The organism is Collinsella sp. LCP21S3_A9 (assembly GCF_052118785.1).
Taxonomy (GTDB): domain Bacteria; phylum Actinomycetota; class Coriobacteriia; order Coriobacteriales; family Coriobacteriaceae; genus Collinsella.
In genome coordinates this window covers 19,664-38,021 of sequence record NZ_JBQKGN010000002.1, presented here as the reverse complement: position 1 = coordinate 38,021, position 18,358 = coordinate 19,664, and the positions used below count along the sequence as shown (strand labels likewise).

The window sequence follows — 18,358 nt, the reverse complement described above, 5'->3', positions numbered from 1 at the left end:
CTATCGGTATAGGTACGCACAAAGCCCCGCCGGGCCTTGGTAGGCACGGCGGGGCGGGCAAGCGGCTATGAGCAGCAGGCTTAGAACAGGCCGGTGATGTTGCCGTCGTTGTCGACGTCGATGTTCTCGGCCGCGGGAACCTTGGGTAGACCCGGCATGGTCAGAACGCTGCCGGTCAGCGCGACCACAAAGTGGGCACCGGCGGAAACCTTGAGCTCGCGCACGGTGATGCGGAAGCCCTCGGGCGCGCCCAGAGCCTTGGCGTTATCGCTAAAGCTGTACTGGGTCTTGGCGACGCACACCGGCAGGTTACCAAAGCCGTTCTCGCGCAGCTCGGCGAGCTGGCGCTTGGCAGCCGGCGTAAAGTCGACGCCATCGGCGCGGTAGACCTTGGTGGCAACGGCCTCCAGGGCGTCGGCCACATCGGCGCCGTCCTCGTAGGCAAACTTGAGCTCGCTCGGCTGCTCAATCAGGCGCATGACCTCATCGGCCAGGTCGAGCGCACCCTCGCCGCCCTTGGCCCAAACCTCGGACAGCTTAACGTTGACGCCGAGCTTCTGGCACTCGGACTCGATGAGCGCAAGTTCGGCCTCGGTGTCCGTCGGGAAGCGGTTGATGGCGACCACGCAGGGAAGACCATAGACGTTCTGGATGTTGTCGACGTGGCGCAGCAGGTTGGGCATGCCGGCCTTAAGGGCCTCGAGGTTCTCGTCGTTGAGGTCGGCCTTGGCAACGCCGCCGTTGTACTTAAGCGCGCGGGCAGTGGCGACAACCACGACGGCGCTGGGACGAACGCCCGTCATGCGGCACTTGATGTCCAGGAACTTCTCGGCACCAAGGTCGGCGCCAAAGCCGGCCTCGGTAATCGCGACGTCACCAAAACGCATGGCCATGCGGGTGGCCATGATGGAGTTGCAGCCGTGGGCGATATTGGCGAAGGGACCGCCGTGGACAAACGCGGGCGTGCCCTCGAGCGTCTGCACCAGGTTGGGCTTAAGCGCATCCTTAAGCAGCGCGGCCATGGCGCCCTGGGCCTTAAGGTCGCGGGCGCGGACGGGCTCGCCGGCATAGCTGTAGCCGACAACGATTTCGCCCAAGCGCTCCTTAAGATCGTTGATGCTCGTGGACAGGCACAGGATTGCCATGACCTCGGAGGCAACGGTGATATCGAAGCCGTCCTCGCGCGGCACGCCCTGGGCCTTGCCGCCAATGCCATCGATAACATGGCGCAGTTGACGGTCGTTCATGTCGACGACGCGCTTCCAGGTGATGCGCTTAACATCGATGCCGAGCTGGTTGCCCTGCTGAATATGGTTGTCGAGCATGGCGGCCAGCAGGTTGTTGGCAGCACCGATAGCGTGGAAGTCGCCGGTAAAGTGCAGGTTGATGTCCTCCATGGGGATGACCTGGGCCCAGCCGCCGCCGGCGGCACCGCCCTTTACGCCAAAGACGGGACCGAGCGAAGGTTCGCGCAGGGCAACGGCGCTCTTGACGCCGCGACGACGCAGACCGTCGGCCAGACCGATGGTCGTGGTGGTCTTGCCCTCGCCCGCAGGCGTAGGATTGATAGCGGTCACGAGAACAAGCTTGGCCTGGTGATCGGTCGGCTCGTTGAGCAGTGAATAGTCGACCTTTGCCTTGTCGAAGCCGTACGGAATCAGGTGCTTTACGTCGACGCCGGCGTTCTTGGCCACCTCGGTAATGGGCAGCGGCGTGACGGAACGTGCGATTTCGATGTCAGTAGGCATGGGCGGTCCTTTCGTTACCGGATGAGAAAAAGACCAATTCAGCATAGCACGGGCGCGCAATAGTAAAACGCCCATAACCGATGAACGGCGATATGTTTATCCAATGCCCAGCGATAGCCTACAGATGCGCTAAAACAAGCCCATTCCTACAGGGTCGGCTCGATACCCAAATGCTCGAATGTGCGCAGGGTTGCCTGGCGACCCTGCGGTGTGCGAATCATCAATCCGCACTGCAACAGGTAGGGTTCGTAGACATCTTCGAGCGTACCCGGGTCCTCGCCCACCGCGCTGGCAAGGGTCGTCAGGCCCACGGCACGGCCGGAGAACGTCTTGGCGAGCGTCTCCAAGATGCGAATGTCCATCCAGTCCAAGCCGAGCTCGTCAATCTCGAAGAACTCGAGCGCCTGACGGCAGATATCAAGCTCAATAGGACCGTTGCCGCGCACCTGGGCGTAATCGCGCACGCGCTTGAGCAAGCGGTTGGCAAGACGCGGCGTACCGCGCGAGCGCGAGCCGATCTCGAGCGCGCTCGGATGGTCTATTGTCACGCCCAAAATGGTTGCCGAGCGCGTCACAATCTGGGCAAGCTCCTCGACCGTGTAGTAGTCCAGGCGATACGAAATACCAAAACGGTCGCGCAGCGGGCCGGTCAGCATACCCGAGCGGGTCGTTGCCGCCACCAGCGTAAACTTGGGGATATCCAGGCGAATCGAGCGCGCCGCCGGACCTTTGCCAATCACGATATCGAGCGCAAAGTCCTCCATCGCGGGATACAGGACTTCCTCGACCGAACGGTTGAGGCGGTGGATCTCGTCGATAAACAGCACGTCACCCGGCTGCAAGTTGGTAAGGATGGCCGCCAGGTCGCCGGTGCGCGCGATGGCCGGGCCACTCGTCGTCTTAATCTGAGCGCCCAGCTCGTTGGCGATAACGGTGGCCAGCGTGGTCTTGCCCAGACCCGGAGGGCCCGAGAAGATCACGTGGTCGAGCGTCTCGCCACGGCTCTGCGCCGCCTCGATCAGCACGCGAAGGCTCTGCTTGATATGCTCCTGACCGCAATAGTCGTCCAGGCGCTGGGGACGCAGGGTACGGTCGACATCGAGGTCCTCGGGCGTCAGCTCCGAGCCCACCATGCGCTCGCCATGCGCCATGGATGCCGCCGGCGAGTTGCCGGGCGTCGCCCACAGGTCCTGAGAGTCATCGGCTTCCCACATCACGCATCCATTCCGAGTCGCTTAAGCGCCGCGCCGAGCAGATCCTCGACACGCATATCCTGCCCATCATACCCGCTCAGGGCGACATCGGCCTCATGCGGGCTAAAGCCCATGGAAAGGAGTGCCGCACGGGCATCATCGATGGCCGAGGGAGCGGCAGCGGGCACGGGCATCGCAACCTGTCCGGGAATCACGTCGACCGGCACAAAGCCCTTATCCTTGGCAAAGGTACTCTTGAGCTCCAGAATGAGGCGCTGAGCTGTCTTTTTACCCACACCGGGAACCTTGGCCATGCCCTTGTCGTCCTCGGCCATCACCAGCGAATACAGCTGCCCCACGGTATAGGTGGAAAGCACGGCAAGCGCCAAGCGCGGGCCAACGCCCGAGACGGACACGAGCCGGTCGAACATCGTGCGCTCATCCTTGGAGGCAAAACCAAAGAGCGTCATGGCGTCCTCGCGCACCTGCATACGCGTGTAGAGGCGGACCTCGCCGCCGGGGGTCGGCAACGTGGCCGCAGTGCTGCCCGAGATGCCGAGCTCAAAGCCAACGCCCGACACATCGACGACGGCCGAGCTCATCGTGGCCTCGACAAGCGTTCCGTGGAGCTGGGAGATCATCAGTATCCGGTTCCTCTCTGTTGATAGAACTCGCCGCCGGTAAGCGCGCGGGTGCGGCTGAGGTTAACGTGGCAGATGGCGCAGGCCAGGGCATCGGCAGCATGGTCGGGGTGCGGGTCGTGATCGAGCTGCGTAAGCGTACGCACCATGTAGGCGACCTGTCGCTTATCTGCGGCGCCGGTGCCCACAACAGCCTGCTTGATCTGCATAGGCGTGTATTCGCCAATCTCGAGCGCGCACTCCGAAAGCGCCACAAGCGCAGCGCCGCGGGCATGCGCCGTGGGGATGGCCGAACGAACGTTAGCGCCAAAGTAGATGCTCTCGATAGCAGCGGTATCGGGACGATAGCGTTCGACAACGCCCTTGAGGTCGCGGGCGATATGCGACAGGCGCACCGCGAGCGGACTTCCAGCACTGGTCTCGATGCAGCCATAGGCACGGCAGCGAACCTCGCCACGTCGCTCCTCGATAATCCCCCACCCCGTATGGGCCAAACCAGGGTCGATACCCAAGATAACCAAGCCAACCTCCCCTCGTCACAAGCGCAGCGCAAGGCAAGGCCCCACGCACTATTCACGAACGTCTGTTCTAGAATAACACAACAGCGACCGTATCTGGCAAGCAAGGTCGAACCATAGGTTGAGCATAAGTCAGCGAGCGAGTCCCTGCCGTGGCAAGGTGTCGCGAAAGAGGAGCGCCGCGTACTTCTGTACGCAAGCGACGGTTTGAGCGGCAGATGGCCCGGCAGGGGCTCGCGTAGCGTCGACTCGTTACGCGGTTTGGCAAAACCGCGTAACCTTGGCCCCATCCCCAGTTTAGTTCTGCGAGAAAAAAGGAAACTGACGGGGATCCACCGGCGGATGTGGCATCGGCGTGCCCTGGGACCCGCCCTGCGGTCCGCCCTTGCCGCCCATCATCCTTTCGATGGCGTCCTGGACCTCGCCCTCGAACTTTTTCATTCCCTCGTGCAAACGACGCTGACCGTCCTCAGAGCGCAGCTCCTCCATCTGCTCGGGCGAAATACCCAACAGCTCACCCAACAGACCCATCATCTCACCGCGCATGCGATCGCCCGTATCGCTATCGGCAAAGCGGCGCACTTCGGCGCGCGCCAGTGAATCAACCGTCATGCGCTCCTTGCCGTTGAGCCCCAAATCGGACCACGCAAGCATGTACGGCCAAGCGCGCTCGGCAAACGAACGGGCCGAAACGATCGGCGCCGTCGGCAACATGCGACGGGCAGCCTCACCCTGTCGAACGAGCATCAGCAGCAGCGAGCAGGCCTCAGGCTTGCCAGCGGCCATCGGGATGTCGTCGAAAGATCGATTGCGGTCCACGTGCGCCTCGAGCGCGCCATCGACCTCACCCGGCTCAAGCCCGCCGAGCAGCTGTGCCGCGCGGTCGAGCATATCGACCGGACCGTCGAGCGTCGAGAGCGCCTGCGCCAGCACTCGCTCCATACAATCTTCCACCGCGTTGAGCGTCACGAGCTCTTGGGGCACCACGGCAGACGTGCGGTTGCGCACGCGCGCCACAAACTCAAGCGTCGACAGGTACACATCGCCAAAGGGCGCAAAGTCGCCCTGGTAGCCGCCGGACAGCGCGGGCGCCGCCAGCGCGTACTCGGTCTTGGAGAGCGGGCTCAACGCCATGGCGCCCAGCTCGAGCGCCGTGTCCTCCAACATCAGACCCAGCGCACGCGAGCGCAGACGCTCGGCATCGCCCGCCGACACGTCGCGATCGAGCACACGCGCCGCATCCGGTGCATCGCGCTCGACGGTGCGAATGTGCAGGCGCTCGGCAATCGCGCGGACGGCGGCACAGCGGGCAGCCTCGGCCTCTTCCTGAGCCGGCGTAAAGATACGGCTGCGCCCCAGCACAAGGCCAATCACATTACGCGGGCCCAGAGCGTCAACGGCAAGTGCCGCCAGCAGGGACGACGGCAAGTCACCCTCGAGTGCCACCACAGCACGCGACGCGCCGCGAGCGCGGGCATTGTCGCGCACGGCAAGCACCAGCGCCTGCCACAGCCACTCCTCGGAACGAAACTCGGGCAGTTCGTGATCTTCCAGGGCATCGAGCATCACGCCGCGCTGAATCTCCTGAACCAGCAGGCTCTCCTCAAAACACGGCGCCTGGGCCACCACGCGACCGCAGTCGTCGAGCACAAACGAACCGCCGGTATATACCGACTCGTCGTACGCACCGACCGGCGCCATGCAGGCAAACCACACGCTGCGCTTAGATGCGATCTTGCGGTAGGCACCGCTGCGAACGGCGGCGATGGCGGCAGTCTCGCGGTCGGTCATGTCAAACGCGTTGAATTGGAAATACGCAATAAGGTCAACACCGGTCGGCAACATCTCGAGTTCGCGGTCCAAGTCAAAAATCACGGCGATGCGCACGCCGTCCACGTCGAACACCGGCGGCGCCCAACGCGTGTCGTTGTTCTCGCCACGCTGCAGGGCAATGCTCGATCGCGCCGGCACCACATGACCGTCCTTGAGCATCATGTAGTCGAGCAGCGGCTGGCCCTCAAACGAAACCGCCGCGGGCACGATGCAGATCATATCGAGCTCTTGGATACGCTCGGCAACACCGGTCAGGCCTGTCAGCATGTCGTGCTCAAAGTCGGCAGTACCCATCAGGCCGCCGGGCAGAGCACCCATAAAGAGCGGAGCCGGGACGCACAGCACGCGCGCCCCGCGCTCGTGGGCCAGACGAGCCTGGTCCTCGATGCGACCGCAAATGCCCTCAATATCACCCAGGCGCATATCGATCTGTGCAAGTGCGAGCTTCATGGCCCAGCCCTTTCCGTCGTAAACCATCGAAACCGTAGTAAAAGCGCCGGCCGCATAATGCAGCCGGCGCTTGCATGTGCATATGCTAGCTATGATACCCCGAGCGGGGGCGCGCTCCTAGAACGTCGCGGACCACAGCCCATGCAGGTTGCAGTAGGCATAGACGGTACCGGTCTTGGAGCCGCCAGCGAAAAACGTCGCGGGCTTCATGCCGGGCTCAAGGTAATGGACCTCCAGGCGGCCCTCGGCCTCAAGCGCAATCCACTCGATGTAGTGCTCGGGCAGCATGGGGTGCTCCGTCGAGCCCACGCGCGCACGAATGACGTGGCCGTCGCGCTCGATCTCGACAACAGGCACGTGCTTCTCGTGCGCCGCGTCCTCGGTGTTTGCCGTCAGCTCCGTGCAGCCGGCAGGGGTCGCAACGTCGTCGCCAAGAGCGGCAACGAGCTTGCCGTCGGAGTCTTTAAAGAATTTCGCCATGATGTTCTCCTTTGCTGATGTGCCAATGTTCTCAATGGTTCTTATGCCCAAAGAGCGCCGAACCATCCATGGCATTACAAATGAACACATAACGGGTGAGGCAAGCGGTCGGGCCAGGACGAACCGGCGACCCGGCCCAGCCCGGCAGCCCCATCCCGCGCGCAGCTAGCGACCGTCGCCACCGAGCAGCGCCAGAACGTCCTCGCGGGTAAACAGCGCCGACGAAATGCCATCGCCGCCGAGCACACTGTTGACCAGATCGCGCTTGGACTCCTGCATCTGCATGATGCGCTCCTCGATCGTGTCCTTGGCGATGAGCTTGTACACGGTCACGGTGTGCTGCTGGCCAATGCGGTGGGCGCGGTCGGTCGCCTGGTCCTGCGCCGCCACGTTCCACCACGGGTCGTAGTGGATGACCACGTCGGCAGCCGTCAAATTAAGGCCCACGCCGCCCGCCTTGAGCGAAATCAAGAACACCGGCACCTCGCCCGCTTGGAACTGCGCAACCATCTTGGCGCGGCTCTCTTTAGACGATGCGCCCGTAAGCTTAAGGAAGGCGATATCCTCCTTGGCCAGGCGCTTGCCGATGATATCGAGCATGCCCGTAAACTGGCTGAACAGCAAGATGCGATGACCGCCGTCGAGCGCGCCGTGGACGAGCTCCATACACGTATCGAGCTTGGCGCTTCCCGCCTTGTAGTCCGCGTAATGCAGATGAGGATCACAGCAGATCTGGCGCAGCTTGGTGAGCTCGGCAAGTACCTTGAGCTTATCTTTTTTGAACTCCCCGGCCTCGCGGTGCTGCACTTGCTGGGCAATGCGGTCCTGGTTGGCCAGGTAGAGCTTGCGCTGCTCGCCGGTGAGCTGCGCCATCACCGTATCCTCGATCTTCTCGGGCAGGTCGGCCACCACGTCTTCCTTGACGCGGCGCAGCACAAACGGCGACACGAGAGCCTGCAGGCGAGCGGCGCTGTCACCCTCGGCGTGCTCGACCGGGCTTTCGAAGCGCTTGGCAAACGACTCGCGCGTGCCGAGCAGGCCCGGCATCAAAAAGTCGAAGATGCTCCAGAGCTCGGACAAGCGGTTTTCGATGGGCGTACCCGTCAGGGCAAAGCGCACACCGGCCGGCAGACGCTTGGCGGCACGTGCCACCTGCGTGAGTGGGTTTTTAATGTACTGGGCTTCATCCAGCACCACGCGGGCAAAGTCCTGCTCGACGTACTCGTCGATATCGCGGCGCATGAGGTCGTACGACGTCACGACCACGTTATGCTCGGCCACGCCGGCAATCTGCACGCGACGCTGGGCCTTGGCACCCACAATGGCGCACACATCAATCGAGGGGGCAAAGCGCTCCAGCTCGGCAGTCCAGTTGTACACGAGCGATGCGGGACATACCACGAGCGTGGGCTTAGCGTCCCCCGCCTCCACGCGCGCCAGGATATGCGCGATCATCTGGAGCGTTTTGCCCAGGCCCATGTCGTCGGCCAAGATGCCGCCAAGGCCCAGATGCTCGAGCGAACCGAGCCACTGGTAGCCGTCGACCTGGTAGCCGCGCAGCGTGGCCTTGAGCGCAGCGGGCACCGTAAAGTCCATCTTGCCGAGCGTGTCCAGGCGCTCGACGGTGCGACGGAATGCAGCGTCGCGATCGGCTTCGAGCGCGGACGCGCGCGCAAGCATGCTGTCGACGAACAGGGTACTCGACGCGGGAAGCGACACGCCGTCGAGCAGGTCGACAGCATCGACCCCCAGATCCTCGGCAAGGCCAAACGCGGCGCGCGCTCCCTCGTCCAGGCGAATGATGTCGCCCGACGTGAGACGAGCAAACGTCTGGTGACGCTTGTAGGAATCGAGGTAGATGGCAAGGTCTGCCGCCGAAAGGCCGCTCGTGCCCAGTTCGACGTCGAGCAGGTTACTCTTGACGGTGGCGCGCACCGAAAGCTTGGGCGCAGGGCGGACCGAGATCTGGCGCAGACGGTCGCTGAGCATGACCTCGCCCAGCTCGGACAGGGCAGACAGGCCCTCAGTCAGCAAGTGGAACAGGCTCTCGTCATCGCGTTCCTCAAACGCCAGGCCACCCTCGTAAAAGTCGAAATACAGAGCCGCCGTATCCATAACGCGAAACTCTGCCACCTCGTCGCGCGGCGGCACGCCCGGGCGCTGCTCTTCGAAGGGGCTGCCCGGAGCGCCCATGCTAAAGAGATCTGCCGACCAGTCGCCGTAGGTAACCGTAATTTTGCAGGTCACAAGGCCATCGTCGACGCCGATCGCCATGGCAAAGCTTGGCTCGGGCGCCACGGTATCGAGCACAGCGGGCGCGGTAAGGTCGGTGTAGTCGCGCAAGATAGGCAGCGCCATGCGGCAAAACTCACCCACCTGGTCGGCGGCGATATGGACCGGTGTGCGGCAGGGCAACAAGTGCGATAGGAACGGCGCGGCATGTTGGGCAAACGCCGTGTCGGTACGGCGCGCGCGGCGCGTATCGACCAGATAGGCGACGTCGCCCGAGGCAAAGCAGTACGTATCGGCCGGAAGGCGCAAGTCGTAGCTGCCCCCGGCTGCCGGCACAATCTTGGCAGCAATCAGCGGCGGGTGCTTAGCCGGGACTTCGTTCTCCCCTTCCGGCAACGGCTCGACTGTCACCTCGTAGGCGCGGTGCGTCGTCGTCCCCCGCGACCAAGCAGGTTCAAAGGACATGGTCCTGCCACGCAGCAGGTCCAGCACGGACACGATGGAATACTCGGATACCGGCAACTGACGCTCGGCGACAAAACCGCTGCGGGTAAAGTCGTACGATGCCGAGCGCGAGCTCGTAATATCGCCTAGGTAGGCGACCGTCATTGCAACAAAGTCGAGCAGCTTTGCCGATACATCATCGAAAGCCTCGGGCGCATGAAGGAACGTAAGCTTCTTGCCATAGGAGAACGTACCGCCGCGCACATAGGCATCGGCCATGCCGTCGATATCCTTAACCACGTAGGACACCGAGCCGCAGCGGATGCGAAACTCAAGCGCCCAGCTAAAGCGATCGGCAAACAGCGGATTGTAGTACGGCACCAGCGAGGGCTCCAGCACTGCTTTGGGCGCATCGGGGTCAATGGTGCCAGCGAGCTTGCGGCGCATGGCCACGAGTTTATCCATGCGCGCGTCCGAAAGATCGGAAAGCGCTGCCACAAGGCTCGGGCTCGTGGGCACGGGCGCCGGGAAGGGAAAGTTGGGGTTGACCGCAGATGCGCTGGGCGCGGGACGTGTGGGCTGCTTGGACTGTGCGGGCGGCACCGTAAACGTGCGGACCGGCGTGCGCAAACCCTCGACGGGCTCGGCGCCGCTGGCATCCAGATACGCCAACGCCGTGGCGATGGCGTGCTTGCACATGCCGGAATAGCGGAAGGCGGCGGGGCAATCGCAGTCGTAGTCGACAACCTCGTGCTCGTCCATATCGAGCGCCACGTGCGTCTTATACAGGTCGCCGCGCGAACCACGCACCGTACCCTCGATATTCACGTTTTTGGAAAAGCGCGAGCCGGAGTCCTCAAACGACAGCACGGCGCCGTTGAGCATGAGCGAACGCCCCTTCATAAAGGTACTGCTGAGCGCCGCCTCCTTACGAAGCGCCTGCACAAACGTCCCCTGCGCCATCGCTTCCTCCAATCTCACCCGGGGTAGCTAATTTGGGACGGGGCTATTTTAGCTACCCCCATATGTCGGTTGAGATGTGTTCCGACCCCGACTCATTCGCCGTCAGCCAAAGGGTAGCTAAAAAAGCCCCGTCCCAAATTAGCTACCCCGCCAACGGCGTCCTTAGATCACCGTCACGCGACCTTGGTTGCCGACGATGGCCTTGGCCTCGGCCAACAGCGGAATCGAGCGTGCGTTGACCTTAGCAGGTACCTCGGCACGCAGCACGCGCCCGTCCGCCTGCTCGATAAAGATCTCTACGCGGTCGCCGCCCGGGTTGGCGGTGAGCACCGTGGCAAGACGCGCCATGTTGCCCTGGCTAAAGCGACTGTTGGGCACCATGACCTCAAACACCTTGGGCTTGTTGTTCTCCTCGTTGAGCTCAAGCGGCACAATCTCCTGCGCGATGATCTGGTCGCCGCGGTCCGAGCGCTCGAGCTTGCCCTTAATGCGCACAAACGCATCGGACAGCTGCGCGCCGGTCTCGGGGTCGACCTCGCCGTACAGATACCCCTCGGCCTCCTTGAAGGTCTTGGGGAACACCACGACCGTGGCCTCGCCTTCCATGTCCTCGAGCTGCACGATGCCCATGGGGTCGCCGTTTTTGGTCACGCGCTTGGACACGCTCGAGACCATACCGGCCCACCACAGCGCCTTGCCCTCGGGAATTTCCTGGTTGATGGTGCCGCCCGTGGGGTTTTGTACCTCGTAGCCGGTGTCGATCTGCGAAAACGAGAAGTCGCGTGCTTTGCTGAGCGCATACTCAAACGGGCGCAGCGGGTGGTCCGAGACATAGATGCCCAGAACCTCCTTCTCCTGGCTCAGCTTAAGGTGGCGGTCCCATTCCTGGCCATCCGGATCGGGTACGCTCACCTCAAAGCCCGAGCCCTCAACGTCGCCAAACATGTCGAAGAACGACGTCTGGCCGCTCGCGCGATCCTTCTGGCGCTTTGCCGCGGCATCGATGATGTTCTCGGGGTTGTTCTTGTCCACAAAGTGCATCATCTGACGACGCGGATACCCCGTGGAGTCGAAGGCACCTGCCTTGATGAGCGATTCGATCACGCGACGGTTGGCCTGGCTCGAGTCCACGCGCTCGACAAAGTCATGCAGCGTCTTAAACGGACCGCCCGCCTCGCGCTCGGCGATAATCGCCTGCGCCACGCCGGTGCCCACGCCGCGGATGCCGGCCAGACCAAAGCGCACACCTTCCTTGGTAGCCGTGAACTCGGTACCGGACTCGTTGACATCTGGCGAAAGCACGGGGATGCCGTCGTGACGGCATGCCGAGACGTAGTGCACGATCTTGTCGGTCTTGCCCGTATAGGACGTCAGGACGGCCGCCATGTACTCGTGCGGATAGTGCGCCTTGAGCCACGCCGTCTGCATAACCAAGATGGCGTAGCCGGCGGAGTGCGACTTGTTAAAGGCGTAGGACGCGAACTCGAGAACATCGTCCCAAATCTTCTGGGCGACCTCGCGCGTGTAGTTGTTCTTGATGGCGCCGTTCATCCAGTGGTCGTAGGTGGTCTCGTCCGAGCCATCCTCCCAGTGGAGCACCGTCGACGTAAGCAGCTTGATCTTCTTCTTAGCCACGGGTTTACGGATACGCGAGTCCGATTCGCCCTTGGAGAAGCCGCACATCTCGACGGAGATGAGCATAACCTGCTCCTGGTAGACCATGGTGCCGTAGGTTTCGCCCAGGATGTCGTCCAGACGGTCGTCGTAGGAGACGGCCGGCTCCTTGCCGTTCATACGGTTGATGTAGGACGAAACCATGCCGGCGCCCAGCGGGCCCGGGCGGTACAGGGCGATCAATGCCACGACGTGCTTGTACTCGGTGGGCTTCATGTTCTTGATCGTGGCCGTCATGCCGGCGGACTCGACCTGGAAGACGCCGGCGGTGTGGCCGGAGCCCATGAGCTTAAAGATCTCGGGATCGTCAAAGGGAATCTCTTCCTCTTTGATGTCGATGCCGAAGTCCTTTTTGATGTTTGCCTTGGCCTTGGAGATAACCGTCAGCGTACGCAGGCCCAAGAAGTCCATCTTGAGCAGGCCCATGTCGGCAACGGTATGGCCCTCGTACTGGGTAATCTCGACGCCGCCCTTGGTGTCGAGCTTGGTGGGCACGTGCTCGTTGACGGGGTCGCGGCAGATCAGAACGGCGCACGCATGCACGCCCTCGCCACGGGTGAGGCCTTCAATCGAGAGCGCCGTGTCGATGATGCGGCGGGCGTCGTCGTCCTTTTTATAGGCCTCGGCAAAGTCGGGGTTAAACAGATCCTCTTTGCCGGGTTGTTTTTCGAGCACCTGCTTGAGCTTGACCTTGGGGTCGCTCGAGACCATCTTGGACAGGCGCTGGCCCATGTAGACCGGGTAGTCCAGGACGCGCGCGGCGTCGTTGATGGCCTGCTTGGCCTTAATGGTCGAGTAGGTGATGACGTGGGTGACCTTCTCGGGACCGTAGAGCTGGCGAACGTGCTCCACGACCTCGAGACGCCGCTCATCGTCGAAGTCCATATCGATATCGGGCATCTCGGTACGCTGCGGGGACAGGAACCTCTCGAACATCAGACCGTTCTCGAGCGGGTCGAACGCGGTGATGTTCATGGCGTAGGCGACGATAGCGCCGGCGGCCGAGCCACGGCCGGGGCCGACGCCGATGCCGTTGTCCTTGGCCCATTGCACGTACTCGGCGACGATCAAAAAGTAGGCGGCAAAGCCCTTGTCGCAAATGACCTTGTATTCGTACTCAAAGCGCTCTTTGATGTTGACGCCACCGATCTCGCGCGTGGCCCAGTCGTCACCGTAGTGCTGGCGCAGGCCTTTCTCGCACTCGCGGCGGAACTGGCTCTCGTGCGTCTCGCCGGGATCGAGCAGCGGAAAGCGCGGCAGGATGATGGAGTCCCAGTCCAGCTCAACGTAGCACTTGTCGGCGATCTCGAGCGTGTTGTCGCAGGCCTCGGGGCAATACGGGAACATCGCCCGCATCTCCTCCTCGGTCTTCATGTAAAACTCCGAGCCGGTCATGCGCATGCGGTTGGGGTCGTCGACCTTGGCGTTCATGCCGATGCACATGATGACGTCCTGCACGGGCGCGTCCTCGCGGCGCAGGTAGTGGAAGTCGTTGGTGGCGATGACCTTGACGCCCACCTGTTTGGCGATATCAATGAGCGTGCGGTCCATCTGCTCGTCGGTCAGGCCGTTATCGGTGGTGATGCCGTGTTCCTGGATCTCGATGTAAAAGTCACCAGGCTCGAAGGTATCACGGAAGGTCTCGGCCCACTTGATGGCGCCCTCCATGTCGCCCCGGTCGATGTATTTGGGGATGATGCCCGCGATGCAGGCGCTGGTGCAGATCATGCCCTTGGCGTGGCGGCGCAGGTTGTCGAGCGTCACGCGCGGCTTGTAGTAAAAGCCCTGCACGGCGGCCTCGGAGACCGTTTGCATCAGGTTGACGTAGCCCTCCTGGTCCTTGGCCAGAAGGATCATGTGGTAGAGCTCGGGTTTGTGGTCGCGGGCGAGCGTCTCGTCCGGCGTAAAGTAGACCTCGCAGCCAAAGATGGGCTTGATGACCAGAGGCGGCTTGAGCTCGTCGATATTGCCCTTCTCGTCCCACATGGCCATGTCCTTCACATACTGGGCATGCTCGCGCGGGTTTGCCTCGGGATCGGGCTCCACCAGCTCGTCGCGGCGGTCCTTTTCCAAGAAGGCCTTGTCGTGGCTCCACGTTTTGTACTCGGGCGTATTGTGGTTGACGGCGTCGCAGGCCAGCGCCAGATCGGGCACGCCATACATGTAGCCGTGGTCGGTAATGGCCACGGCGGGCATGCCCAGCTCAACGGCACGGTTGACCATATCCTGGATACGGGTTGCGCCGTCGAGCATGGAGAAAACAGTGTGGTTGTGCAGATGGACGAATGCCATGTGATGAGCTCCGATGCGGGTTCGTGTTCTGACTGAACGATTTTACCCCACGGCACGGACAGCGCCCGAACCTAGCCAAACCCACACGGGTAGCTAATTTGGGACGGGGCTTTTTTAGCTACCCTTTGACTGACGGCGAACGAGTCGGGGTCGGAATACATCTCAACCGATGTATGGGGGTAGCTAAAAGAGCCCCGTCCCAAATTAGCTACCCCTGAGCTGCAGTGGAATCGAAAAGGATTCCACCGCAAGTTATCTGAGGGTTAGAGGTTGTAGGTGACCACCTGGGGCTCGGCGAGCTCGACTAAGACAGCTGGGGCCGTCTGCTCCACGCGGACGAACTTGACGGTCACCGTCTTAAAGCCCGCTTTATGCAGAACATCCGAATAGACGCGCGCCTGCAGGGCGTGCTTCTCGAGCAGCTGGTCGGGTGTCTCATCCGGCGTGCCACCCGTCTTGTAATCGATGACCAGTGCGCGTGACGGATCGGCCGGGTCGGTCGCCAGCGCATCGATGGCGCCCTCGGCATATGCACCGTAGCGGGCAATGTCCTTGTCCTCGCAGCCCAGCGAGAAGAACGGCACTTCGGCACGGACGCACGGCCAGGCAAGAAGCTCGGCACGGACCGACGACCTGAGCCAGCGATTCAGGGCAACGTCAAAACGCTCGCGCTGCTCCGGCGTCAGGCACCACAGGCGCGTCAGCGCATCGGCACGCTCAGCGGGCAGCGCATCGGCACCCATCTCGATGAGCCACTGGCAGGCGGCATGGAACGCCGAGCCCAGCGCCATGGGGTTGCCGGCGGGCTCGGCAGCAACCACGTCTGCATCGGCCATCTCCGAGCCATCCGACTCGGCATCGTCGCCCGCCTCATCCATGGGAACACGCGCCTCGGCGGCACGGTCTTCCGTCTCGGCATGGAGCGCCGCGGCGATCGACGAATAGCTGTACGAATCACGCGCCGGGAACGGACACGTGCCCATGCGCACGCCCGCCGCCTGGGGATATACGAGTTCAAACGAATCGGGCTTGGGGTCGGCAGGACCGGGCACGGTTGAGTGCGCAGCATTATCGGCGACATCGGTATCGCCACGAACGAGCCTGCCCTCGGCATCCAGCGAAGCGTTGGCCTCAAACGCCTGCTCGCCAAAGGTAAAGTCCGAAAGCGAAATGAGCTCGTAGTCGCCCGGCTGGGAGTTGTCGAATACCAGGCGGTCGGCATCGAGCTGCGGCATGTCCAGAGCGTCGGTCGGCAGAATGCGGCGCAACACGTCGTAGGTCAGATCGGTCTCGACATCGAAGGTCGGCACCGTCACCTTGCCACGGCTCACGCCCGCATCCATCGCCAAGATCACCAGCTCGCGCGCACGGGTCATGGCAACATAGAGCAAACGGGCCCGCTCCTCGAGCGAAAGCTGCAGGTCGTCGTTGCGCAGGCGTGCAAATGCCTCGGCGGGAGAACCCGTCGCACAGACGTCCTCCATGAGCTCCGGCGGTAGCCACAGCGACGTGCCCTTGCCCTTAAACGCATGCTCAAACTGCTTTTTGACGTCATCGCCCTTTACGAACGTACCGTCCGAGAGTTTAACGCCGTCGAAGCGTGCCGGCAGCGCCACGACCTGCGCTCCGCCCTCGACGCGACCCATCTGTGCCGCACCCGAGGACTTACGCACGCCAAAGCACTCGGCGACCGCCACGACCGGATATTCCAGACCCTTGGAGGCATGAACCGTCATGATGCGCACCGCGCCGTCGCCCTCCTCGTTGAGGGCGCCCGGGGCCTCCTTGCCCGCCAGGAAGCGATCGAAGGCAAGCGCAATGGAGCGCGGCGAGTTACCGAACTCGGCCTCCGCCTCGGCCACGGCATCGAGCGCCTTGAGCACGTTGGCGGCGATGGCCTTGCCCTCGGGGCCGCGCTGCGCCAGGCGCACGAACCAGCCGGAAGCATTGACCGCGTCGCGCGCGATGGCGGCAAACGAATCACGCCCCACGCGACGCAGTGCGTAGCGCAGCACCTCGCGGGCACGCGTCACGAGCGGCAAGCCCTGCAAGCCCGGCACATCGGAATCGCTCATGATGCCCGCATCGATGTTGCGGCGCGACGTCTCGCCCGTCTGATCGTCGAGTTTGGTCGCCAGCGCCAGGAACTCCTGGGCGCCGAGTGCAAACATCGGCGAGGCCAGCAGTGGCATAAGACCCTGCGCCGTATCGGCCGGATTGGCGAGGGCACAAACCAGGGCGCGCACCGTCTGCACCTCGGCAGCTTGGGCAAAGACTGAGCCGCCCGCGATGACGCAGTCGAGCCCCTGGTCACGGAAGGCCTGTGCGTAGACGTCTGCGTTGGTCATGCGGCCCAGCAGCAGCACCATGCCGCCCTGGGGCTGACCGGCATCGGCAAGCGCGCGGAATCGCTCCGCGATCGCGCGGGCCTTGGCCTGTGTGCGCTCCTGCGTACTGCCGCCGGCAACAAAGAGGGCCTGGCGGCGCGAGGCATCCGCCACCAGCGTGTCCTTGCGGCCGTCGCTCGCCTCAAGATCCAAAAAGCCCTGCATCAGGCCGCCGTCATCGCCGTCGAAGACGCGGGCCACATAGCGCAGCACCTCGTCGTGGCTGCGGAAGTTGCGCACGAGCTTGACGAGCTCGCCGGCGGGGGCATCGGACGTGGCAACCGTCTCCGACGCCGCCGTCGATTCCACTTTGCGCTCCTGGCGACGGAACACCTCGACCTCGGCGCCGCGGAAGCGATAGATCGACTGCTGCGCATCGCCCACGGTGCACAGCGCGCGCTCCCCCGCACCCGTCAGGTAGCGGATTAGATCGACCTGCATCTGATCGGTATCCTGGAACTCGTCGATCATGACCATCTTAAAGCGGCCCTCGTACGCAGCACGAATGGCAGGGTAATCGCGCAGGGCCTCGTAGGCCATGCGTAGCAGGTCGTTATTATCGAGGGCGGACTGGGCAGCCTTCAGTGCGCGATACTCGGCCTCTACAGAGCGGGCCAAGCCCACCAGTGCATCGAGCGCGGGGGCACCGCAGGCAAGCACGATATTGATAAATGCATCGGCGGCCTCGGCCTTGAGCAGCTCGACCTGCTCCTTGGGGAAGGCCTTGCTCGCGCGCGGCATGGTGCACGACATCATGAGTCGCGCCGCATCGGCCATGGTCTTGCCGCTCGCCTCGAACGCGTCGATGGCGTCGAGCGCCGTCTGCGCCTTCTCGGTCGCGGCCTTGCTTGCGCCCAGCGCCGATCGATAGGCATCGGCGAGCGCCGAGGTATCGGCCTGGCCGCGCGCCACGCACACGTCGTCCATACCGCCCGGCAGCTGGCTCGAGAGCTCCAGCAGGTCGCGCACCAGACCCTTGATGGTCGTGCCGGCGCCAAAGGGACCGCCCTCGCCCGCCATAGGATACCAGGCGTAGAGGGCCTTGAGCGATGCCGCGAGCTCGGGGGCGGCATCGGGTGCCGTCGCGCGGGCCAGCACATGCTCAACAGCCTGGTCCATGAGCTCGTCGGTATCGGTGAGCACCGTGAACTCGGGGTCGATGCCCAACTCCAGCGCGTGTGCGCGCAGGATACGCGAGCACATGCCGTGAATGGTCGAGATCCACGCGTCGTCGACGGTCAGCGCTTCCTCGTCCATGCCCTCGTCGATAAGCGCACGGCGCACGCGATCGCGAATCTCGGCCGCGGCATCCTTGGTAAAGGTAATGGCGAGCACCTGGTCCAGATGCTCGACGAACGGACCGGATTCGGGCGAGAGCGCGTAGACGATGCGGCGCGTGAGGGTAAAGGTCTTGCCCGAACCGGCGCCCGCCGAGACAAACAGCGGACGGTCGAGCGTCTTGACGATCTGCAGCTGTTGCGGCATCAAGGTCGAAAGATCCAT

At 63.2% G+C, this 18,358-nt stretch carries 9 protein-coding genes; all 9 read right to left on the bottom strand.

Annotated elements, in window-relative coordinates:
- Nucleotides 1–80: 80 nt before the first annotated feature.
- A complete protein-coding gene (locus ACTQ05_RS01025; protein ID WP_427794639.1) occupies nt 81–1,748 on the bottom strand; it encodes a formate--tetrahydrofolate ligase in 1,668 nt (555 codons plus the stop codon).
- A gap of 146 nt (nt 1,749–1,894) precedes the next feature.
- On the bottom strand, nt 1,895–2,962 hold the full coding sequence (gene ruvB, locus ACTQ05_RS01020) for a Holliday junction branch migration DNA helicase RuvB (RefSeq protein ID WP_152073622.1): 1,068 nt from the start codon (nt 2,960–2,962) through the stop codon (nt 1,895–1,897).
- A complete protein-coding gene (gene ruvA, locus ACTQ05_RS01015) occupies nt 2,962–3,582 on the bottom strand; it encodes a Holliday junction branch migration protein RuvA (RefSeq protein WP_441537747.1) in 621 nt (206 codons plus the stop codon). The genes ruvB and ruvA overlap by 1 nt, the downstream gene beginning before the upstream one ends.
- Nucleotides 3,582–4,103: a crossover junction endodeoxyribonuclease RuvC gene (ruvC, locus tag ACTQ05_RS01010; protein WP_035137351.1), complete on the bottom strand. Its 522-nt coding sequence runs from the start codon at nt 4,101–4,103 to the stop codon at nt 3,582–3,584. The genes ruvA and ruvC overlap by 1 nt, the downstream gene beginning before the upstream one ends.
- A 294-nt stretch (nt 4,104–4,397) precedes the next feature.
- Nucleotides 4,398–6,383 (bottom strand): hypothetical protein, encoded by a 1,986-nt coding sequence (locus ACTQ05_RS01005; protein WP_441537746.1) that lies wholly within the window; start codon nt 6,381–6,383, stop codon nt 4,398–4,400.
- 117 nt (nt 6,384–6,500) lie between these two features.
- The gene (locus ACTQ05_RS01000; protein ID WP_154515902.1) at nt 6,501–6,863 is read right to left on the bottom strand and encodes a desulfoferrodoxin family protein; all 363 of its coding nucleotides are present in this window, start codon (nt 6,861–6,863) and stop codon (nt 6,501–6,503) included.
- A 165-nt stretch (nt 6,864–7,028) separates the two neighbouring features.
- On the bottom strand, nt 7,029–10,502 hold the full coding sequence (locus tag ACTQ05_RS00995; RefSeq protein ID WP_441537745.1) for a DEAD/DEAH box helicase: 3,474 nt from the start codon (nt 10,500–10,502) through the stop codon (nt 7,029–7,031).
- Nucleotides 10,503–10,664: 162 nt separating this feature from the next.
- Nucleotides 10,665–14,468, bottom strand: coding sequence for a DNA polymerase III subunit alpha (gene dnaE, locus ACTQ05_RS00990; RefSeq protein WP_441537744.1), 3,804 nt, complete (start codon nt 14,466–14,468; stop codon nt 10,665–10,667).
- A 263-nt stretch (nt 14,469–14,731) separates the two neighbouring features.
- Complete coding sequence (locus ACTQ05_RS00985) at nt 14,732–18,358, bottom strand: UvrD-helicase domain-containing protein (protein ID WP_441537743.1); 3,627 nt, start codon at nt 18,356–18,358, stop codon at nt 14,732–14,734.

What these genes read in the sequence shown, in the direction of transcription:
- ACTQ05_RS01025 (WP_427794639.1), bottom strand. Translation starts at nt 1,748, where the DNA reads ATGCCTACTGACATCGAAATCGCACGTTCCGTCACGCCGCTGCCCATT.
- ruvB (WP_152073622.1), bottom strand. Translation starts at nt 2,962, where the DNA reads ATGTGGGAAGCCGATGACTCTCAGGACCTGTGGGCGACGCCCGGCAAC.
- ruvA (WP_441537747.1), bottom strand. Translation starts at nt 3,582, where the DNA reads ATGATCTCCCAGCTCCACGGAACGCTTGTCGAGGCCACGATGAGCTCG.
- ACTQ05_RS01005 (WP_441537746.1), bottom strand. Translation starts at nt 6,383, where the DNA reads ATGAAGCTCGCACTTGCACAGATCGATATGCGCCTGGGTGATATTGAG.
- ACTQ05_RS01000 (WP_154515902.1), bottom strand. Translation starts at nt 6,863, where the DNA reads ATGGCGAAATTCTTTAAAGACTCCGACGGCAAGCTCGTTGCCGCTCTT.
- ACTQ05_RS00995 (WP_441537745.1), bottom strand. Translation starts at nt 10,502, where the DNA reads ATGGCGCAGGGGACGTTTGTGCAGGCGCTTCGTAAGGAGGCGGCGCTC.
- dnaE (WP_441537744.1), bottom strand. Translation starts at nt 14,468, where the DNA reads ATGGCATTCGTCCATCTGCACAACCACACTGTTTTCTCCATGCTCGAC.
- ACTQ05_RS00985 (WP_441537743.1), bottom strand. Translation starts at nt 18,358, where the DNA reads ATGGATCTTTCGACCTTGATGCCGCAACAGCTGCAGATCGTCAAGACG.